The organism is Micromonospora sp. NPDC050695 (assembly GCF_040654415.1).
Taxonomy (GTDB): domain Bacteria; phylum Actinomycetota; class Actinomycetes; order Mycobacteriales; family Micromonosporaceae; genus Micromonospora.
This window is the reverse complement of the sequence record NZ_JBFAHZ010000031.1, coordinates 19,060-40,031: the sequence shown is the minus strand read 5'-3', so window position 1 is coordinate 40,031 and position 20,972 is coordinate 19,060. Positions and strand designations below refer to the sequence as shown.

Below are 20,972 nucleotides of genomic sequence, written 5' to 3'. Positions count from 1 at the left end.
GCACCCGGTCGAGCGCAACGGCGCCGAGGTGGCGGGTCGGCTGAGCCGCGGCGTGCCCGTCCCGGCCCAACCGGAACCGCTCAGCCTCCTCGGACCGGCCGCCGCCGAGCCGGCCGTCCTGAGGCCGGCCGCCGCCGAGCCGGCCGGCGTCTCGGGTATGGCTCCTGCCGAGCCGGTGGGGGCGGAACCAGAACCGGTCGGCCCGCCCGCATCGGCCGGCCCGGGCCTGCTCCGCCGACCGGCCCCCACCAATGCGAACCCCACCGACCACCCCAGAACCGAACCAGCCTGACGCCCCACCCCGCCCGGGTGATCAAGAAGTTTGCGTCACATCCGCGCCGGATTCTGACGCAAACCTCTTGATCACCGGGGAGGGGCGGGGCAGGGCGGGGCAGGGAGGGGCGGGGCAGGGAGGGGCGGGGCAGGGAGGGGCGGGGAGGGGCGGGGCAGGGAGGGGCGGGGCGGGGAGGGGCGTCAGGGGTTGGGGAGGGCGCGGAGGAAGCGCTCGGCGATCGGGACGGCCGAGGCGGCGCTGGCGCCGCCCTTCTCCACGAACACGGCGAACGCGACGTCACCCCGCCAGCCGACGAACCAGGCGTGCGTGTGGGCCGGGTCGTTGTCGTACTCGGCGGTGCCGGTCTTGCCGTACACCTCGCCGCCCGGCACGTCCTTGAGGGCGGTGCCGGTGCCGGCGGTCACCACCTCGCGCATCATGGTGCGCAGCGCCGAGACGGACTCCGGCTTGAGTTGCTCGCCGGCCGCGGCCGGCTTGGCCGGCGCGGGGTCGACCAGCAGCTTCGGCTGCTCGAACCGGCCCCGGGCGACGGCCGCCGTGGCACCGGCCATGGCCACCGGACTGACCAGTGTGGTGCCCTGACCGAACGAGGCCGCGGCCTGCTCGGCCGGGCTGCCGCCCGTCGACACCTTGCCGGTGAAGGCGTCGGTGCCGAGATCCCACTGACCCTCCAGGCCCAGCGACCGGCCGGCGGCGGCCAGCCCGTCGCCGCCCAGCTTCGGCGCCAACGTGGCGAACGCGGTGTTGCAGGACTTGGCGAAGTCGGTGCGGAACGGCACCGAGCCGAGCTCGAAGTTGTCCGAGTTCTTGAAGGACCGGCCGTCGACGGTGGCCGTCTTCTTGCAGTCCACCGGCCCGTCGAGGGTGACCGCGCCCCGGTCCAGCAGGCCGAGCGCGCTGACCATCTTGAACGTCGAACCCGGAGGGACCTGGGCGTTGAACGCCAGGTTCTCGCCGGCCGGGCCGGGGCCGTTCGCGGCGGCGAGGACAGCGCCGTCGCTGATCCGTACCGCCACCAGCGAGGACCGGCGGGTCTCGGCGCGCAGCGCCTCGTCGGCGGCGTTCTGGGCGGCCACGTCCAGGGTGGTCTTCAGCGCCTGCCCCGGCTGGGGCTCCCGGCGGAACAGTTCGGTGCCGGTGGCCTCCAACGTGCCGCCCTCGGCGGGACGCTCGACGACCACGGTCAACCCGGGGGTGCCGCGCAGACGGTCGTCGTAGCGGCCCTGCAGTCCGCCGTGGCCGACCAGGTCACCGACCGCGTACCGGTCGGGGTGCGCGGCCAAATCGTCGGCCTGCGCCTGATCGACCGAACCGAGCAGCGCGCGGGCGAACTCCCGGGTCGGAGCCAGGTCAAGCTTGGCGGAGATGAACGTGGTGCCGGGCAGGTCGTCGATCCGTGGCTTGATCTGGCGGTACGCCTCCTCGCGCAGCGTCACCACCTCGACGAAGGCACCCGGCTCGGCCTTGGCCACCCGTTCGGGCAGGTCCGCCAGGTCGACCGCCGGGACCAGCGCCGGACGGATCGCCTTGAAGGCCGCGTCGAGGTCCTTGACCAGCTTCTTGATGTCGGCGACCCCGTCGGGCTGCACCCCCACCCGGATCACCGGGCGAGGGGCGACGATCGGCTGCCCGGCGGCGTCCAGCACCCCGGCGCGGGGAGCGGCGTCGCGGCGCAACCCCAGCCGGTCACCCTTGGTGAGCTGCTCGTGCAGGACCCGGGGCTCCCAGATCACCTGCCACTGGTCGTCGTCGCCCTGGGCGAGCCGCACCTCGCGGTCGTACGCCCAGCGGGTCTGACCGGGCAGGGTCCACTCCACCTGGACCGTCGCGGTCGCGATGTCCTTGGTGACCTTCGGTTCGCCGCGGCGGGTCAGCTTGGGCGGGCTGCCCGCCAGCTCGCCGGAGAGTTCCTTGATCTCGCGGCTCACCTCGGCGGCCGGCAGCTTGCCGCCCGTCGGGCCCACCAGCCCGACCGCCTGGAGGTCACCGCTGCGCCAGCCGGCCAGGAAGGCGTCGACGCTGCGCTCCGGGCCGTCGTCGCCCGAGCAGGCGGCCAGGACGCCGGCGGTGAGGAGCGCCGCCGTGACGGCGGCGACCCGCCGCCGGGCGGGGTTCGGTCGGTGGGGCCGGGGGTACGACAGGAGCATGACGCGAGGTCCTTCCGATCTCGGGCTGCCCTGCACGGTAGTACGAGAACCCTGTCCCCAACGTCCCCTCATGTGGCCGGACGTGCGGAAAGAGGGTGGGTGCCGGTGTGATGAACATCGCGCGGCGGGGTATCCCGCATCCGGCCAACCTCGGACCCGCAACGGGTGAAAGGACAAAGTCCCGATCCGGACGTCCGGCCAGTGGTCCGCCGACAAAGGCGAAGAACGTCAGGGCCTAGGCTGGGCGGCAGAGTGACCCACAACGCGGTGGGTCGAGGGGAGTGGCACCGATGGACCGGCGTCCGGCGATCAAACCGGAACCCGACCTCCGGCAGGATGACTCCGGCCGGGACGACGACAGCTTCGATTCCGCGACCGACGGGGACGGCTACGGCCGACTCGACACGGGCGTCACCGGCCTCACCGGGGCGAGCATCGACACCATCTACGATCTGGGCCTGCCGACCGAGGCGTTGGCCGACGACGTGGAGGACGCCGAGCTCGACGAACCGGTACCGAATGCGGAGCGCCTGGTAGCCCAGGCCGTCGCACTCGCCGGGGACGACCACGACGCGGCGACCCTGGTGGGTCGTTTCTGGCGGTTCGCCCCGGACGAGGAGCTGGTCGGCTTCACGGCGGAAGAGATGCTCGACGCGGCCCGGGCACACCGGGACCTCGCTCAACAACGGGTGCCCGGCGAGCTGAAGCTGCGGATCCACGAACCGTACGCGGACCAGCACCACACGGTCGTCGAGATCGTCACCGACGACATGCCGTTCCTGGTCGACTCGGTGACCGCGCTGCTCAACTCGTACCACCTGGATGTGCACCTGCTGGTGCACCCGCTGGTGGTGGTGCGGCGGGAGCCGTTGGGTCGGCTCACCGAGGTCTCCGCCGACGTGGAGCCGGACGACGCGATCGCCGGCGACATCATCGAGAGCTGGATGCGGATCGAGATCGACCCGGTCCGGGACGCGGCCGAGCGGGACCGGCTGCGCCGCGAGCTGCAGCGGGTGCTCACCGACGTCCGCGAGGCGGTGGAGGACTGGCCGAAGATGCGTCAGCGCGCCCTCGCGCTCGCCGACGAGCTGGCCTCGGCCCGCACCTCCGACGACCGTCCGCCGGTGCCGGAGAAGGACATCACCGACTCGGTGGAGCTGCTGCGGTGGCTCGCCCACGACCACTTCACCTTCCTCGGCTACCGCGAGTACCGGTTGGTCGACGCTCCCGGCGGGAACGCCGCGGACCCGGTCGACGGCAAGGCCCTCGAAGCGGTGCTCGGCACCGGTCTGGGCATCCTGCGCTCCGATTCGCCGGAGGCCCGGTCGCTGTCGTCCATGACACCCGAGGCACACGAGAAGGTGCTGGAAAAGCGCCTGCTCATCATCACCAAGGCCAACTCGCGGGCCACCGTGCACCGCTCGGCGTACCTGGACTACATCGGCTTCAAGATCTTCAACTCCGCCGGTGACGTGATCGGCGAACGGCGCTTCCTGGGTCTGTTCTCCACCGCCGCGTACCGCACCAGCGTGCGCGAGCTTCCGGTGGTGCGCCGTAAGGTCGCCGAGGTCCTGGACCGCTCCGGCCTGAGCCAGCGCAGCCACTCCGGCAAGGATCTGATCCAGATCCTGGAGACCTACCCGCGCGACGAGCTGTTCCAGATCAAGACCGACGACCTGTACCACGCGGTGGTCGGTGTGCTGCGGATGGCGGGGCGGCGGCAGCTGCGGGTGTTCCTGCGCCGGGACGCGTACGGGCGGTTCATCTCCTGCCTCATCTACCTGCCCCGGGACCGGTTCACCACGCAGAACCGGCTGCGCATGCAGGACATCCTGCTGCGTGAGCTGAACGGTGTCGGGGTGGACTACACCACCCGGGTCACCGAGTCGATGCTCGCCCGGATCCACTTCATCGTCCGCACCGATCCCACCCGGCCGCCCGGCGACATCGACGCCGACCTGCTGGCCGAGGAGCTGGCCGACGCGACCCGGCTCTGGGACGACGACTACCGGCTGGTGCTGGAGCGCAAGCTCGGCGACGAGCAGGCCAAGCACCTGTTCGCCCGGTACGCCGACGCGTTCCCGGAGGGCTACAAGGACGGGCACACGCCGTACGAGGCGATGAAGGACCTGGCCAAGCTGGAGCTGCTGGAGGAGCCCGGCCAGCTGGAGATGCACCTGTTCCGCAAGCAGCTCGCGCCCCGGCCGGGCACCCGGATGCCCGGTGCGGACCTGGCCGAGACGATGAACGTCCGGTTCAAGGTCTACCGGTACGGCGAGCCGATGATGCTCTCCGCCGTGCTGCCGGTGCTGCACTCACTCGGCGTGCGGGTGGTCGACGAGCACCCGTACGAGGTGGACCGGATCGACGGTCGGGTCTACCTGTACGACTTCGGCCTGATGCTGCCCGAGGGGCACCACGAGCTGGCCGAGGTGCGCCCGCACGTGGAGAACGCCTTCGCGGCGGCGTGGCGCGGTGAGGCCGAGGTGGACCGGTTCAACGAGCTGGTGCTGCGCGGCGGCCTGACCTGGCGGCAGGTGGTGGTGCTGCGGGCGTACGCGAAGTATCTGCGGCAGGCCGGCACGGTCTTCTCGCAGGACTACATGGAGCAGACCTTCGTCGCGTACCCGAAGCTGGCGAGTCTGCTGGTGGAGCTGTTCGAGACCCGGTTCGCGCCGGGCGACCTCAGCCCCGAGCAGCGTCAGCAGCGCAGCGGCGAGCTGGTGGAGACGATCCGGGGCGCGCTGGACGACGTGGCCAGCCTCGACCAGGACCGGATCCTGCGCTCGTACCTGACGCTGATCGAGGCGACCCTGCGCACGAGCTTCTACCAGAAGCGCGCCGACGGGCGGCCGAAGGCGTACGTGGCGTTCAAGCTCGACCCGCAGGCCATTCCGGACCTGCCGGCGCCGCGGCCGAAGTTCGAGATCTTCGTGTACTCGCCCCGCTTCGAGGGCGTGCACCTGCGGTTCGGGCCGGTGGCCCGGGGCGGGTTGCGCTGGTCCGACCGTCGCGAGGACTTCCGTACCGAGGTGCTGGGCCTGGTCAAGGCGCAGATGGTGAAGAACACCGTGATCGTGCCGGTGGGCGCCAAGGGCGGCTTCGTGCTCAAGCAGAAGCCGGGCGACCGGGACGAGGCGGTCGCCTGCTACCAGGAGTTCGTCGGCGCGATGCTGGACGTCACCGACAACATCGTCAGCGGGCAGATCGTGCCGCCCGAGGACGTGGTCCGGCACGACGCGGACGACCCGTACCTGGTGGTGGCGGCCGACAAGGGCACCGCGACGTTCTCCGACATCGCCAACGAGATCTCCACGGCGCACCACTTCTGGCTCGGTGACGCGTTCGCCTCCGGTGGTTCCGCCGGCTACGACCACAAGAAGATGGGCATCACCGCCCGGGGCGCCTGGGAGTCGGTGAAGCGGCACTTCCGGGAGCTGGGTCTGGACACCCAGACCGAGGACTTCACGGTGGTCGGCGTCGGCGACATGTCCGGCGACGTGTTCGGCAACGGGATGCTGCTCTCCGAGCACATCCGGCTGGTGGCCGCGTTCGACCACCGGCACATCTTCCTGGACCCGGAGCCGGATGCGGCCACCTCGTACGCGGAGCGGCGACGGCTGTTCGACCTGCCCCGTTCCTCCTGGGAGGACTACAACCCGGAGCTGATCTCGGCCGGCGGCGGCATCTTCGCGCGTACCGCCAAGTCGATCCCGATCACGCCGCAGGTCCGGGCGGCGATCGGCCTGGACGACGACGTCACGCAGATGTCGCCGCAGGACCTGATGAAGGCGATCGTCACCGCGCCGGTGGACCTGTTCTGGAACGGTGGCATCGGCACCTACGTCAAGGCGTCGACCCAGACCAACGCCGAGGTGGGCGACAAGTCCAACGACGCGATCCGGGTGGACGGGCGCAGCCTGCGCTGCCGGGTGGCCGGTGAGGGCGGAAACCTGGGTTGGACGCAGCTCGGCCGGATCGAGTACGCGTTGACCGGCGGCCGGATCTACACCGACTTCATCGACAACGCGGCCGGTGTGGACACCTCCGACCACGAGGTGAACATCAAGATCTTGCTGAACACCGCGGTCGCCGACGGCGAGCTGACCACGGCGGAGCGGGACGAGCTGCTGGCCGGGATGACCGACGAGGTCGCGGAGCTGGTGCTGCGGGACAACTACGACCAGGCTCGGGCGATCAACAACGCCCAGGCCCAGGCCGCCTCGCTGCTCCCGGTGCACCGCCGCATGATCAACGAGCTGGAGCGTTCGGGTGCGTTGGACCGGGCACTGGAGGCGCTGCCGCCGGACGAGGAACTGGCGGTCCGCGGCGAGTCCGGGCTGACCGCGCCGGAGTTCGCGGTGCTGCTCGCGTACGTGAAGATCGTCCTGGAGCGGGAGATCCTCACCGAGGGGTTGGCCGACGAGGAGTGGACGACCGAGGTGCTGGTCAACTACTTCCCGACGCCGATGCGCGAGCGGTTCGCCGACCGGATGGGCCGCCACCGGCTGCGCCGGGACATCGTCACGACCGTGCTGGTCAACGAGGCGATCAACCGGGGTGGCATCTCGTTCATCTTCCGGGTCGTCGAGGAGACCGCGGCCAGCGCGGCCGACGTGATCCGGGCGTACGTGGTGGTCCGCGAGGTGTTCGGGCTGCGTGACCTCTGGGACGCGGTCGAGGCGCTGGACAACAAGGTCTCTCCGGAGTTGCAGACCAGCGTCTACCTGGACACTCGCCGACTGCTGGACCGCGCGGTGCGCTGGCTGGTGACCAACCGGCGCTCGCCGATCGACGTGCCCACCGAGATCGCCCGCCTGCGGGACGGCGTGGCCCAGCTGCTGCCAGGGCTGGAGGAGCTGTTCTACGGCAGCGAACGGCAGGCCATCGGGGCGCACATGGACTCGATGACCGAGCGGGGGCTGCCCCGTGAGCTGGCGGAACGGGCGACCCGACTGATGTACAGCTTCGGCCTGCTGGACGTGGTGGAGACCACCACGCGCAGCGGCCGGGACGTCGGCGAGGTGGCGTCGGTCTACTTCGTGCTCTCCGACCTGTTCCGGGTGGACTCGCTGCTGTCGAAGATCTCCCTGCTGCCGAGGGAGGACCGCTGGCAGACTCTCGCCCGGATGGCGTTGCGCTACGACCTGTACGCCGCGCTGGCCGCGCTCACCGCCGAGGTGCTCGGTTCGACCGCGGAGGATGTGCCGCCGCACGAGCGGGTGCGGCAGTGGGAGCAGTCGAACGCCACGTCGATCCACCGCGCCCGACGGGCGATGGGTGAGTTCGACGAGTCGCGGGCGGATCTCGCCGCCCTGTCCGTGCTGCTGCGCCAGATCCGCACCCTGGTGCGGACCTCCGCCGCCGCCTGAGTCGGTACGCCGGACGCGGTCCGGCCGGTCGGGTCACCCCGGCCGGCCGGACCGCGTTCGTGTGGGCCGGTCACGCCACCAGGGTGGCGAAGACGACCACGTTGTCGCGGTAGCTCCTGGCGGCCTCGTCGAACTGTCCGCCGCAGGTGACCACCCGCAGGCCGGGCCGGTCGTTCGGCCCGTACACCACCTCGGTGGGGAAGGACGTTTTCGGGTACGACCGCACCGAGTCGACCTGGAAGGTCGCCGGTTGACCGTCGGCCCGCCGTACGGTGATCGTGTCACCGGGCGTGAGGGCGCCGAGGTCGAAGAAGACGGCCGGGCCCAGCTTCGCCGAGTCCACGTGCCCGACGATGACCGCGTTGCCGGTCTCGCCGGGGCTCGCCCCCGGCTCGTACCAGCCGGCCTGGTCGGCCTGCTCCAGCGGGGGGACCTGGACGGTGCCGTCCGGGTTGGTGCCCAGCGACATGATCGTCGCGTCGACGCCGATCCGGGGGATCTCGATGCTGGTGGGGGTGGAGCGCGCCAGTCCGGGTGGCGCGTCCCCCTGCGCGACGGGTGCGCCATCGAGCGGCGGAACGTCGGTGGCGGTGACCGCCGGTCCGGTGACCTCGGGGCCGGCCTGGGACAGCGGCTGCGGTGGGCGGGGAGCGGACGTGGTCTTCAGGGCCGCGCCGATCATGCCGGCCCCGATCATGGCGAGGGTGACGACGACGGCCGCGCCGGCGGCACGCCACGGTTTCCCGTGACGGCCGCCGGCCGGTGTCGCCGTCACGTCAGACGAGCGAACCATCGGTCCGCCGACGACGCATCAGCACGATCCCACCCAGCGCGGCAGCGCCGAGCAGGCTCGCCCCGCCGGTGGCCAGGCCACGGTCGGTGCCGGTGCTCACGCCACCGTCACCACCGTCGACACCGCCGTGCGGCAGCACGACCAGCTCACCCTCGCCGCAGGAGCCCTTGAGCTCGTAGCGACCCGGCTTCGCGTCCTTGTCGACCTTGGCCTCGCCGTAGTAGACGAACTCCCGCTCGTCGTCCCAGCGGTCCTCGTCCTTGCCGTAGTCACCGCGCTCGTCGGAGCCGTACTCGTCGCGGTCCTTGGACTCCCAGCCCTTGTCCGAGCCGTACTCGTCGGAGCCGCGTTCGTCGGAGCCGTACTCGTCGCGGTCCTTGGACTCCCAGCCCTTGTCCGAGCCGTACTCGTCGGAGCCGCGTTCGTCGGAGCTGTACTCCTCGGGGCTCTTGGACTCCCAGCCCTTCTTGTCCTCGTGGCCCTTCTCGTCGCGGCTGTCCTCCGCGTCCTGGCCGTGCTCCTCGCCCTTCCAGTCCTTGCTGTCCTCGTCGGCGTCGGCGTTGGCGTCGGCGGCAGCGCCGCCGCCCTGACCACCGGGCTGTTCGCCGTCGGCGGGCTGCGGCGTCTCCTCGCCGTTCTCGCCCCTGCCGTTCTCGCCCCTGCCGTTCTCGTCCTTGCCCTCGTGGTCCTTGCCGTGCTCGTCCTTGCCGTGCTCGTCCTTGCCCTTGTCGTCCTTGCCGTGCTCGTCCTTGCCCTTGTCGTCCTTGCCGTGCTCGTCCTTGCCGTGCTCGTCCTTGCCCTTGTCGTCGTGGCCGGAGTTCTCCTCCTCGCGCCACTCGCCGCGGTCCTCGCCCCGGTCGTCCGCCGGCTTGAGCTCGACCTTGCCGGTGACCTTGGACCACACGTACGCGTGCTCCTGCCGATCCGGGCAGATCTCGAGGAGCTTGACCTCGTCGCCAGCCTTGACGACGTGCGGCTTGGCGTACACCTTGCCGTCATGGTCCTTGCCGCCGTCGTGGTGCCCATCTGCGAACGCGATTCCCGGCGCGAACACCAGGAGCGACGCGCCGCCGAGCGCGGCGCCCGCAACGACCTTCCCGAGCATCTTCTTAGCCATGACCTGCGTCACTCCATCCCTGTTGTCCTGAGCCCGGCGACAACCGAGCTAAGACCGACGTTAGACGGTTTCATGACCTATGAAGGGAAAGATTCGCGTTTTGACCTTTGATGCTGGTAAGAGGTGAAGGGGTGCTACGCGGCTTTCACGGCGTGCCGTGTCGTCTCGGATGCGTCGAGCCCTTGCGGGTGGCCCACGGTGTTGTGCGCCTCCCGTGTTCAACCCTCCGCTGCCACCCGGTAGTGCCGGGACTGATCCGCTCGTGCCGCCCGGCCTCACTCGGGGGGTATCGTCCGAGTCTGAGGCGGATTCCCGTGGCCCGACGCATCGAGTCATTGCCATGGAAGCGCTCCCATGCAAGAATCGGCGCACGCGGTTCGGGGAGCCACACCGCGCAGGCAGGCAGCCGAGGGCATCCGGTTCACCGGACGGCGTCCTGCCGCCGACCGCCCGGCCGCGTGCCGGTCGATCACCCCACCACCACCATCGCCCGTCCGGGTCGGGCACCCCCGAAGAATCCCGTTGGCGCCGGCGGCCGTCCGTGCAGGACGCCCACCGGGCCGTCCCGCCGGGCCGTACCTGGGCCCGGTCTCGCCCAAGGAGATCAGTGGCATGAATGTGTGGAGAAGGCTGTCCGGCCCACGCCGGGCCCTCGCGCTCGCCGGCGCGGGTGCCCTGGTCGCCGGCGGGCTGGTGACGATTCCCGTCACGGCGGCGCAGGCCGCCACGCAGTGCGACGTCGCATACACGAGCAACGACTGGCCCGGCGGCTTCACCGCGAGCATCACCATCAAGAACGTCGGCGACCCGCTCAACGGCTGGACCCTGGGCTGGACCTTCCCCAACTCCAGCCAGCGGGTGCAGCAGGGCTGGTCGGCCGAGTTCACGCAGTCCGGCAGCCAGGTCACCGCCCGGAGCCTGTCCTACAACGGCAGCCTCGCCACCGGCGCGTCCACGAGCATCGGCTTCAACGGCGCGTGGAGCGGCAGCAACCCGAAGCCGACCTCATTCACCCTCAACGGGGTGGCCTGCAACGGTGGCACCACCCCGCCGACCACCACACCCCCTCCGACCGACCCGCCGCCCACCACCACCCCGCCCCCGACGGGGACGAAGGTGGACAACCCGTACGCCGGAGCGCGCGGCTACGTCAACCCGGAGTGGAAGGCCAAGGCCGACGCCGAGACCGGCGGAAGTCGCGTCTCCAACAACCCCACCGCCGTCTGGCTGGACCGGATCGCCGCCATCAACGGCACCCCGGACAGCAGCTCCAACGGCGCCTTCGGGGTACGCGACCACCTGGACGAGGCGCTGCGCCAGGGCGCCGGGTACATCCAGTTCGTGATCTACAACCTGCCGGGTCGGGACTGCTCCGCGCTCGCTTCCAACGGAGAGCTGGGTCCGAACGAGCTGCCTCGCTACAAGGCCGAGTACATCGACCCGATCGCCGCGATCCAGAGCGACGCGAAGTACCGCAACCTGCGGATCATCAACGTCATCGAGATCGACTCGCTGCCCAACCTGATCACCAACACCTCCGGCCAGGCCGGCGGCACGGCGATGTGCGACACGGTCAAGGCCAACGGCGCGTACGTCAACGGTGTCGGCTACGCCCTGGCCAAGCTGGGCGCGATCGGCAACGTCTACAACTACATCGACGCTGGCCACCATGGCTGGCTCGGCTGGGACACCAACTTCGGCCCGACCGCCGACATCCTGAAGACCGCCGCGGTCGCCTCCGGCAGCACGGTCAACAACGTGCACGGCTTCATCACCAACACCGCCAACTACTCGGCCCTGCGTGAGCCGTACTTCAAGGTCACCGACACGGTCAACGGTCAGACGGTGCGGCAGTCCAAGTGGGTCGACTGGAACTTCTACGTCGACGAGCTGTCGTTCGCCCAGGCGTTCCGCGACAAGCTGGTCTCGGTCGGCTTCAACTCCAACATCGGCATGCTGATCGACACCTCCCGCAACGGTTGGGGCGGCTCCGCCCGGCCCACCGGCCCGGGTGCGACGACCAGCGTCGACACCTACGTCAACGGTGGCCGCATCGACCGCCGGATCCACCTCGGCAACTGGTGCAACCAGTCCGGCGCGGGCATCGGCGAGCGGCCCCGGGCGAACCCGGAGCCGGGCATCGACGCCTACGTCTGGGTGAAGCCCCCGGGTGAGTCGGACGGCTCCAGCAAGGAGATCCCGAACACCGAGGGCAAGGGCTTCGACCGGATGTGCGACCCGACGTACGGCGGCAACGCCCGCAACGGCAACAACCCGTCCGGAGCGCTCGCCAACGCGCCGATCTCGGGTGCGTGGTTCTCCGCGCAGTTCCAGGAGCTGATGCGCAACGCGTACCCGGCGCTCTGACCGGATCGCTCCCGCACCCACCCGCCGCCGGCAGTAGGTGAGGCACTGCCGGCGGCAGGTTCCCCCGGGTCCCCGACCCGACCGTGACGGTCGGGTCGGGGACCCCCCTTGTCACGCGCGGATCAGGGCACCGTGCGCTCGATCGCCGCCCGACCCTGCTCGGCCAGGTCGCGGCGGGCCTTGTCCAGGTTCTCCGGCGTGAGGTCCTGCCCGCGGGCCATCACCAGATCCTCCGGCTCCCACGGCTGCTCGGCGCCGGTACGGATGTTGTCCCCGCCGGCCCCGGTGCCCGTCCCGGTCGCCCCGGTGCCCGCGGCGTACGGGTCGCCGATCAGTTCATCGGTGTCCGGCGCGAGGTCCGGCGGCCGATTGCGGGGCTCGGCGAAGCCCGGGGTGTCCCGGTCGGGCCCGCCCCCGCCGCGCAGCTGCGGGACGGTGCTGTCGTCGTCCGCCGCGGCGGCCATCTCCGGGCTCTCCTCCAGCGGCGGTCGGCGGTCGCGATCGGTCATGGTGTCGCCTCCTGTGTCCGGCGCGTTGCCCTATCCCCCTCGGCTACCCGGTGCGAGGGCCGCCATGCGCGCGGGTCGGTCGATCAGGCACCGGGCTGCTGCTCGTTCGGCGGCGGCGGTTCCGCCGGGCGCAACCACTGCCAGAGCAGCATGAACAGCCCGAAGGCGAGCATCACCAAACCCGCCCACAGGTTGATCCGCACCCCCTCTGCCTTGTCGATCTCGGCCCGGCTGTCGAAGATGCCGATCAACGTCACGATGATCCCGTACGCCACGAAGAGGCCCCCGATCACCCGACGGATGTCGAACAAGCGGGCGGCCGCGGAACGACGCTGCTCCGCCTGCGTCTCGTCGATCAGCGGATCCTGCGCCGGCTGGCCGTCGTTGCTCATCTGCCGACTCCTTTCCTAGAAGACCGGGATGTAGAAGAGAGCGGCCAGCGCGACCGCGATCACGCCGAGCAGAAGGGGGGAGCGGTACCAGACGGCGTCCCCGGCGAGCACGTCGCCCTTCAGGTCGACGCCGCCCAGCCCGTACACCAGGCCACGCAGTTCCTCGTCGCGCTTGGGCGCGGTGAGCGGGGTCATGATCACGGCGACCACCGCCACGGTGACGAACGCGATGCCGGCCCCCCAGAAGCTCTCCTCCAGGTCGGAGTTGAAGTCGATGACACCGCCCTTGTAGAGCAGGTAGGTGGCCAGCGACGCCAGGGTGCCCAGCAGCAGCGACCAGAAGCCGGCGAGGGCGCTCATCCGCTTCCAGAACATGCCGATGATGAAGGTGGCGAACAGCGGCGCGTTGAACAGCGAGAAGAGCGCCTGGATGTAGTTCATGATGTTGCTGAAGCCGGCCGCGATGAACGCGGTGCCGATCCCGACCACCACGGCGGCGACCGTCGCCCACCGACCGATCCGCAGGTAGTACTCGTCCGACCGGCCGGGACGCAGGTACGCCTGCCAGATGTCGTAGGTGAAGACGGTGTTGAAGCCGCTCACGTTGGCCGCCATGCCGGCCATGAACGAGGCGAGCAGGCCGGTGACCGCCACCCCGAGCACGCCGTTGGGGAGCAGATCACGCATCAGCAGCGGGATTGCGTTGTTGTACTGCAGGTCGCCGCTCTCCGCGCCCAGGCCCTTGACCGTCACCAGGGCCACCAGGCCCGGGATGATCGTGACCAGGGGGATGAACAGCTTCGGGTACGCGGCGATGATCGGCGTACGCCGGGCGGCGCTCATGTTCTTCGCCGAGAGGGCGCGCTGCACCTCGGCGAAGTTCGTCGTCCAGTAGCCGAACGACAGCACGAAACCGAGGCCGAAGACGATACCGATCCACTGCGCACCCAGCGGGTTGGCGGTGCTGCCGGTGTCCTGCCAGGCGTGCAGGCCCGCCTCGCCGAGCTTGGAGTCCCGCACCGCGTCCATCAGGCCGTTCACCCCACCGACCTTGACCAGGCCGATCACGGTGACCGGGATGAGTCCCGCCAGGATGACGAAGAACTGGAGCACCTCGTTGTAGATCGCCCCGGACAGACCACCGATGGTGATGTACGCCAGCACGATCGCCGCGCCGACGACGACCGCGGTCCAGAGCGGCCAGCCGAGCAGCGCCTGCATCACCAGGGCCAGCGCGTAGAGGTTCACGCCGGCGATCAGCACCTGGGCGACGGCGAAGCTGAGCGCGTTGAGCAGGTGCGTGGGGCGGTTGAACCGCAGCCGCAGGTACTCCGGCACGCTGCGGACCTTGGAGCCGTAGTAGAAGGGCATCATCACGATGCCCAGGAACACCATCGCCGGCACCGCGCCGATCCAGTAGTAGTGGACCGTCATCACGCCGTACTGGGCGCCGTTCGCGGCCATGCCGATGATCTCCAGGGCGCCCAGGTTCGCCGAGACGAAGGCGAGACCGGTCACCCAGGCCGGGAGGGACCGGCCGGAGAGGAAGAAGTCGACGCTGGTCCGGATCGCCCGTCGGGCCGCGAAGCCCACCCCGAGGACGGTGACGAAGTACAGCGCCAGAATCAGGTAGTCCAGCCCGTTCATGTTGAGCCGAAGACCGCCGCCGTCCATCCCGTCACCCCTCGTCCCGACGCTGGCACCGGTTCGATGCGCGCGCCCTATTACCCCGGTACGCGCGGTTTCACGCCTGCACGGCGGTTCCGGTTGTGTTCCGGCCCGCTCGGGCGGTCTCGCGACCCGCGACCGCACGCCGAAGGGCGCCCCGGCCTGACGGCTGGGGCGCCCTTCGGGTCGGGTGACGTCAGCGACCGAGTACGCGGTCCAGGAAGTCGCGGTAGTTGCGGACCGCCATCCGTAGCTGCTCGGTGTCCGCCGAGCCGGCGTCCTGCCAACCACCCAGCGTGCTCTTCTGCGCGGCGAGCGCCGAGGAGAGGGCCTGGATGGCCTCCTCCACCAGTGACTGCGCCTCGCCGGCCGCGGCCTGCGGGTCGTCGACGAACCGCAGCTGCACGTCGCGCCACCGGTCCCGGAAGCCCTGCGCGGTGTCCCCGTCGAGGAGCGTGGCCGGCTCGGCCGCGACGGTCGACCCGGCGGGCCGGGACGTGCCGGCAGACTCCAGCGAGGTGCCGCTGGCCTCGGTGGTGACCGGTTCGGCGTCCGCGTCCGGGTCGACCATCTCCGGTGTCGCGCTGCCGTAGCCGACCGCGCCCGCGGTGGCGATGTCCGAGCCGTCGGTCAGGTCGTCGCGCCGCTCCGGTGCGCCGTCCGTCGCCCCCGGCGGTACGACCGTCCGCGCGGACGTGTCCGCGTCGGCGCGGCCGTCGCCGTCCGTGTCGTAGCCATCCGTGTCGGGCCGGTCCGCGTCGTGCCGGTCCGCGTCGTAGACGTCCGTGCTGTCCACGTCCGCGTCACGGCGGTGCAGCTCGGCGGTCGGGTCGGCCCGCAGGCCCTCACGCTCGCCGTCCTCGGCACCGTCGCCCGGCTCCGCGGTCCGCTCGGCCCGAGGGTCCGGCTGGTCCTGTCGACGCGGGCTGGCCAGTGCGGAGGCGGCGACCGCGTCGCCCACCGTGGTGGCGCCGAAGACCGTCGGCAGCGGCCCCGGCTCGTGGAACCCACCCTCGTCGGTGGACCGGTCGTCCCCCCGGTGGCGGGTGTCGGTGTCGTCGGTCAGGTCCTCGTCGGCGGGGTCGTACGCGGCGTCCCGTCCGGTGCCGTCGGTGGGCTCGCGGCCGGCGTCCGGGTCGTCGAAGGCACCCCGCTCGTCCAGGGCGTCCTCGGGCGAATCGGCACGGTCACCGGTTGGCGGTACCGGAACCGGCGTTGACCGTACGGCCTCCGGGTGGTCGTTGCTCACCTGCTGCTCTTCCTGGCGCATCGGCGGCCTCCTCAGCGGCTCGTGGCGTCGTGCGGGGTGTCCGGGTGGCGCTGTTCGGGTGCGCGGTGACCGACCGGTTCCTCACCGAGCAGGTCGGTGAAGAGGGACCGGTAGTGCACCACCGCCTGGCGCAGTTCCTCGGTGCTCGCCTCACCCCGGGTGTTGCGCAGGTGGATCTCGTGCGCGTCCCGGTAGTTGGTCAGAGTGCGGGCGTGGTCGACGGAGAGGTGGGCGATGTGGTCGGAGAAGTCCCCGGTCGGGTAGCCCTGCTCCTCGATGAGCCGGGTGACCAGTTCATCCGCGTCGCCCACGGTCTCGCCCGGCGAGTCGATGAAGCGGACCTGGATCTCCTCCCAGGCGGCGGCGTAGCGGGCCCGGGACTCCGGGCTGAGCGGGGTGAGCGTGAGCTCGGCGTGCCGGCGTTCCCGGTCGCGCAGCTCGCGCTCCGCGGCGGACCGGCTGTCCTGCTCGGCCACCACCCGGTCGTACTCCGGCCCGAAACGGTTGCGCAGCGCGCGGCGCCGGCCGAGCGACCGGACGGCCACGGCCAGCGCGGCGACGATCACCAGCACGACGAGCACGATGACGATTACCTGCGTGGGCGACATGGGCTCCTCCTTCGTCACCTGGTATTCCCTCGGCGTACTGATCGCCAATCCCGTTCCGGGGCACTTTCCTCGTCGGCCCGCGTCCGCCGTCCGGAAACGTCCCTCCGGTCCGCTTCCGATTGCGGCCCTGACGTGGGGTGCCGCCCTCCCGCGAGGCAAAACTTGACTCGTTCCAGAAGTGCGTTTGGTGAAACGGCGCGCAGCGCCGACGACACCTGAGCCGTCCCGTACCGAAACGGGCGCCCCGCCGACCAACCGGCGTGGAGGCGGCGCATTCCGGAGCGTCGATGTCGGCGCGACGGGCGGTAGTGCAACCGGCCGCGATTACGTATCCTGCCCAAGGCGCGCGCGCCGATGTCCGGCGTCGCCGCCGGGCCCAGCCGGTCCGCGCGCTGCCCGGCCGGTGCCGGCGCCCCTCCTGCCACCCCTGTACGGGCGAGGTCTGATGAGAACCCGCGACTGGCCGATCCGCTCGAAGCTGACCGCGTTGGTCGTCGCTCCGGTGACCGCGTTGCTGGCACTGTGGATCTTCGCGACGACGTTGACCTTCGGCCCCGCTCTGAACCTGCTCTCCGCCCGCACCCTGCTCTACGACCTGGGGCGCCCCGGCGAGGCCGTGGTCAGCGAGCTGCAACGCGAACGCCGGCTGTCGGTGGTGCAGCTCGCCGGCACCACCGAGCTGCCGGCCCTCGCCGAGCAGCGTCAGCGCACCGACCGGGCGATCACCGAGCTGCGCCGTCGGGTGGACGGGGAGGCGTTGCGCGACGCCGCCGACGACCTGTTGGAGGACCGCGTCGACCGGCTGCTCACCGCACTGGCGGCGCTGCCCACCGGCCGGGACTTCATCGACGACCGCATGATGGACCGCACCGGCGCGCTGGGCCTGTACAGCGGCATGGTCTCCGCGGCCTTCCAGGCGTTCGCCGGGATGGCGACCCTGAACGATCCCGCCATCAACCGGCAGGCGCTGGCGCTCACCGCCCTGGGACGCTCGCGGGAACTGCTCGGCCAGACCGACGCCATGCTGGCCGGCGTGCTGACCGCCGGCCGGTTCGCCGACGGGGAACACGCCCAGCTCGTGCAGGCCATCGGCAACCAGCGGTGGCTCACCGAGAGCGCGGTGGCCGACCTGCCCGAGGCCGGGCGCACGGCGTACCAGCGGTTGACCGAGAGCGCCGCGTTCACCAGCCTGCGCGCCATGCAGGACGCGCTGGTCGCGGCCAACCGGTCCGGTCGACCACCGGTGGACGCGGCGGCCTGGCAGGCCAGCTACGACGCCGTCCAGCAGCAGTTGCGCGACTTCGAGCTGGCCGAGGCGGACGGTCTCACCGACCGCTCGGTGCCGATGGCGGTCCGGATCCTGGTCCGGCTGGCCGCCGCCGGGGTGCTCGGTCTCCTCGCCGTGGTGGTCTCGGTGCTGGTGGCGTTGCGGGTGGGCCGCACGCTGGTCCGACGGCTCAGCGGGGTGCGCACCGCCGCGCTGGAGCTGGCCGAACACCGCCTGCCGGACGTGGTGGCCCGGCTGCGTCGCGGCGAGCAGGTCGACGTGGCCCGGGAGGCGCCCCCGCTGGAGTACGGCCACGACGAGATCGGCGAGGTCGGGCGGGCCTTCACCGAGGTGCAGCGGACGGCCGTCCAGGCGGCGGTGGACGAGGTCACCCTGCGCCGAGGGCTCAACGAGGTCTTCCTCAACATCGCCCGCCGCAGCCAGGGCCTGGTGCACCGGCAGCTGCACCTGCTGGATCGGATGGAGCGGCGCGCCGAGGACCCGGACGAGCTGGCTGAACTGTTCCAGGTGGACCACCTGGCCACCCGACTGCGCCGGCACGCCGAGGACCTGGTGATCCTCGCCGGCTCCGCGCCCGGCCGGGGCTGGCGCAACCCGGTCGCGATGGTCGACCTGATCCGGGGCGCGATCAGCGAGGTCGAGGCGTACGACCGGGTGGACATCACCGCCGTGCAGCCGGCCGGCGTGCTGGGCCGGGCCGTCGGCGACGTCATCCACCTGCTCGCCGAGCTGATCGAGAACGCGACCGCCTTCTCCGCGCCGGACACCAGGGTCACGGTCTCGGGGGAGCAGGTCGCCAACGGGTACGCCCTGGAGATCACCGACCAGGGTCTGGGGATGTCCGCCACGGCGCTGGAGAGCGCCAACAACCGGCTGACCAGCTCGCCCGAGTTCGACCCGGCGCAGAGCGCCCGACTCGGCCTGTTCGTGGTGGCCCGGCTGGCGGCCCGGCACGGCGTCCGGGTGCGCCTGCGATCGTCCGGGGACAGCGGGGTGACCGCCGTGGTGCTGGTCCCCGCCGAGCTGGTCACCACCGAGCCGCCGGCCGGTCCCGACCCGGCCACGCTGGGTGCCGCGCCGGCCGGCCCGGACCGGCGGCTGGCCCGCACCGTCCGTCGCGGCAGCGTTCCCCGCCCCCGGACCGGCCGTACCCGGTCGCTCACCGTCGACGCCCCGCCGGCCAGCCCTCCGCCCGTCGCGGCACCGGCGCCGGTCGCGCCGACCGGCGAGGCATCGCCGGACGCGGCGGGCGACGAGCTGGACGGCCTGCCCCGCCGGGTACGTCGGCAGACCCCCGCCACCCGATCCCGCTCGACCGTCACCGACACCCCGTCGCCCCGCTCTCCGGAGGAGGTACGCCGGGTCATGGCCGCCCTCCAGGCCGGCACCGCCCGGGGGCGCGCCACCGTCGTCACCCCGGCGGCGGCGACACCGGCCCCGGAGACCAGCTCGGGCGACGCGGACACGCAGCCCATCCCAGCCGCTCCGGTGGGTCGCGCCAACCCGGCGAGCCCGGCCACCCGACCGAATCCGACCAGCCCGGTCAGCGCCGACCCGGGTACCGATCCGGCTGCCGAGCCGGGGGCCGTCGCACCGAGGCATCCCCGGCCGGTGCCGGCCCCCGAATCACCGACCGCGACTGAGAGGGACGCCTAGTGCCGCATTCGACGAAGCAGAGCGCCGGCCTCGACTGGCTGCTCGACGAGTTGGTGGAACGCGTCCCGGCCGCCCGGGAAGCAGTGGTGCTCTCGGCGGACGGGCTGCTGCTCGGCTCCTCGGCCGAGCTGGAGCGCTCCGGCGCCGAGCACCTCTGCGCACTCGCCGCCGGGTTCTCCAGCCTGGCCCGGGGCGCCAGCCGGCACGTCGACGGCGGTCCGGTCCGGCAGACCGTGGTGGAGATGGAGTCGGCGTACCTCTTCGTCACCGCCGCCGGCCAGGGCACCTGCCTGGCCGTGGTGAGCGACGCCGACGCGGACATCGGTCTGGTCGCGTACGAGATGGCGATGTTGGTCATCCGGGTGGGGGAGAACCTCACCGTTCCGGCCCGACCGTCGGCGGGTGCCGGTGACGTGGGCTGAGCCACCCGGCCCCCAGCACGAGTGGCTGGACAACGACGCCGGGCCGGTAGCGCGTCCGTACATCCTCACCGGCGGTCGGGTGCGCTCCGCCGCCGACGGGTTCGACCTGGTCGCGTTCGTGCTCGCCGGATCGGATCTCGACCCGGCGGCCCATCCCCGGCTGCTCCCGGAGCATCGGCGGCTGGTCGCGCTCGCCCGCCGACCGGTGTCGGTGGCCGAGTTGGCGGCCGAGCTGGATCTCGCGGTCGGGGTCGTCCGGGTGCTGCTCGGTGACCTCCTCGCCCAGGGCCTGGTCGCGGTGCACGAGCCGCCGGGCGCCGGCAAACTTCCCGACGACGACATTCTCAAGGCGGTGGTCAGTGGACTCCGTGAACTTTGACCATGCGGGCTCCGGCGTCACCATCCCGCTGGCACTGAAGATCCTCATCGCCGGTGGCTTCGGGGCCGGCAAGACGACCCTGGTGAGCGCGCTCAGCGAGGTCCGCCCGTTGCAGACCGAGGAGGTGTTGACCGGGGCGGGGATCGGCACCGACGACATCTCCGGTGTCGAGGGGAAGTCGACCACCACGGTGGCGATGGACTTCGGCCGCATCACCATCAACGATGATCTTCAGGTCTACCTCTTCGGCACCCCGGGCCAGGACCGGTTCTGGTTCCTCTGGGACGAGCTGGCCTTCGGCGCGCTCGGCGCGGTGGTGCTCGCCGACACCCGGCGGCTGGCCGACTGCTTCCCCTCCATCGACTACTTCGAGCAGCGCGGCATCCCGTTCGTGGTGGGCGTGAACTGCTTCGACGACGCCCGCCGGTTCAACCTGGACACCGTGCGCCGGGCGCTCGACCTGGATCCGGACGTGCCCATGGTGCTCTGCGACGCCCGCGACCGGCAGTCCGGCAAACTGGTGTTGATCTCCCTGGTGGAGCACGTGGCCCGCCAGCGTGGAGAGCCGGTGCCGGCCGCCTGACCCGCGCGCGTCCCACCCGGATCGGCGTCGGCGACCACGCGGCGGCGTCGATCCGGGTGCCGGAAAGCCGGTTAACGCGCGGGATTCGTGGGCAGCCTCTGGTTGG

General features: G+C 71.5%; 14 protein-coding genes. 6 read left to right on the top strand and 8 right to left on the bottom strand.

Annotated features, from left to right (window positions below):
- Positions 1-474 precede the first annotated feature (474 nt).
- Positions 475-2,442, bottom strand: coding sequence for a penicillin-binding transpeptidase domain-containing protein (locus tag AB0H52_RS21595; RefSeq protein WP_357949539.1), 1,968 nt, complete (start codon positions 2,440-2,442; stop codon positions 475-477).
- A gap of 290 nt (positions 2,443-2,732) precedes the next feature.
- Here AB0H52_RS21595 and AB0H52_RS21590 point away from each other — a divergent pair, with 290 nt between their 5' ends.
- The gene (locus tag AB0H52_RS21590; RefSeq protein WP_151492695.1) at positions 2,733-7,814 is read left to right on the top strand and encodes an NAD-glutamate dehydrogenase; all 5,082 of its coding nucleotides are present in this window, start codon (positions 2,733-2,735) and stop codon (positions 7,812-7,814) included.
- A gap of 70 nt (positions 7,815-7,884) precedes the next feature.
- On the opposite strand, the gene AB0H52_RS21585 is transcribed toward AB0H52_RS21590, so the two are convergent.
- Together AB0H52_RS21585 and AB0H52_RS21580 are read right to left on the bottom strand one after the other, a co-directional pair.
- Positions 7,885-8,589, bottom strand: coding sequence for a class F sortase (locus tag AB0H52_RS21585; RefSeq protein WP_151492694.1), 705 nt, complete (start codon positions 8,587-8,589; stop codon positions 7,885-7,887).
- Position 8,590: 1 nt separating this feature from the next.
- Positions 8,591-9,724: a hypothetical protein gene (locus AB0H52_RS21580; protein ID WP_357949534.1), complete on the bottom strand. Its 1,134-nt coding sequence runs from the start codon at positions 9,722-9,724 to the stop codon at positions 8,591-8,593.
- A gap of 612 nt (positions 9,725-10,336) precedes the next feature.
- On the opposite strand from AB0H52_RS21580, the gene AB0H52_RS21575 reads away from it, so the two are divergent.
- Positions 10,337-12,091 carry a glycoside hydrolase family 6 protein gene (locus AB0H52_RS21575; protein ID WP_357949531.1) on the top strand — a complete coding sequence of 585 codons (1,755 nt, stop codon included), beginning with the start codon at positions 10,337-10,339 and terminating at the stop codon, positions 12,089-12,091.
- A 122-nt stretch (positions 12,092-12,213) separates the two neighbouring features.
- Here the strand turns inward: AB0H52_RS21575 and AB0H52_RS21570 are convergent, their stop codons facing one another.
- The 5 genes from AB0H52_RS21570 to AB0H52_RS21550 all read right to left on the bottom strand — a co-directional run bounded on the left by AB0H52_RS21570 (position 12,214) and on the right by AB0H52_RS21550 (position 16,538).
- Positions 12,214-12,600, bottom strand: coding sequence for a hypothetical protein (locus AB0H52_RS21570; RefSeq protein WP_151490012.1), 387 nt, complete (start codon positions 12,598-12,600; stop codon positions 12,214-12,216).
- A gap of 83 nt (positions 12,601-12,683) precedes the next feature.
- The gene (locus tag AB0H52_RS21565) at positions 12,684-12,992 is read right to left on the bottom strand and encodes a hypothetical protein (RefSeq protein ID WP_357949528.1); all 309 of its coding nucleotides are present in this window, start codon (positions 12,990-12,992) and stop codon (positions 12,684-12,686) included.
- A 15-nt stretch (positions 12,993-13,007) separates the two neighbouring features.
- Complete coding sequence (locus tag AB0H52_RS21560) at positions 13,008-14,666, bottom strand: sodium:solute symporter family protein (protein ID WP_357949525.1); 1,659 nt, start codon at positions 14,664-14,666, stop codon at positions 13,008-13,010.
- Between the two features lie 190 nt (positions 14,667-14,856).
- Positions 14,857-15,930 carry a hypothetical protein gene (locus AB0H52_RS21555; protein WP_357949522.1) on the bottom strand — a complete coding sequence of 358 codons (1,074 nt, stop codon included), beginning with the start codon at positions 15,928-15,930 and terminating at the stop codon, positions 14,857-14,859.
- Positions 15,931-15,941: 11 nt separating this feature from the next.
- Positions 15,942-16,538 carry a hypothetical protein gene (locus AB0H52_RS21550; RefSeq protein WP_151490016.1) on the bottom strand — a complete coding sequence of 199 codons (597 nt, stop codon included), beginning with the start codon at positions 16,536-16,538 and terminating at the stop codon, positions 15,942-15,944.
- 445 nt (positions 16,539-16,983) lie between these two features.
- On the opposite strand from AB0H52_RS21550, the gene AB0H52_RS21545 reads away from it, so the two are divergent.
- Genes AB0H52_RS21545 through AB0H52_RS21530 form a run of 4 tightly spaced genes read left to right on the top strand, consistent with a single transcriptional unit; the run spans position 16,984 to position 20,866 of the window.
- Positions 16,984-19,482 carry a nitrate- and nitrite sensing domain-containing protein gene (locus AB0H52_RS21545; RefSeq protein WP_357949519.1) on the top strand — a complete coding sequence of 833 codons (2,499 nt, stop codon included), beginning with the start codon at positions 16,984-16,986 and terminating at the stop codon, positions 19,480-19,482.
- On the top strand, positions 19,482-19,904 hold the full coding sequence (locus AB0H52_RS21540) for a roadblock/LC7 domain-containing protein (RefSeq protein ID WP_151490018.1): 423 nt from the start codon (positions 19,482-19,484) through the stop codon (positions 19,902-19,904). Before AB0H52_RS21545 ends, AB0H52_RS21540 begins: the two co-directional genes overlap by 1 nt.
- Positions 19,891-20,283 (top strand): DUF742 domain-containing protein, encoded by a 393-nt coding sequence (locus tag AB0H52_RS21535; protein ID WP_151490032.1) that lies wholly within the window; start codon positions 19,891-19,893, stop codon positions 20,281-20,283. The genes AB0H52_RS21540 and AB0H52_RS21535 overlap by 14 nt, the downstream gene beginning before the upstream one ends.
- Positions 20,264-20,866 carry an ATP/GTP-binding protein gene (locus tag AB0H52_RS21530; RefSeq protein WP_151490019.1) on the top strand — a complete coding sequence of 201 codons (603 nt, stop codon included), beginning with the start codon at positions 20,264-20,266 and terminating at the stop codon, positions 20,864-20,866. The genes AB0H52_RS21535 and AB0H52_RS21530 overlap by 20 nt, the downstream gene beginning before the upstream one ends.
- Positions 20,867-20,972: the final 106 nt, after the last annotated feature.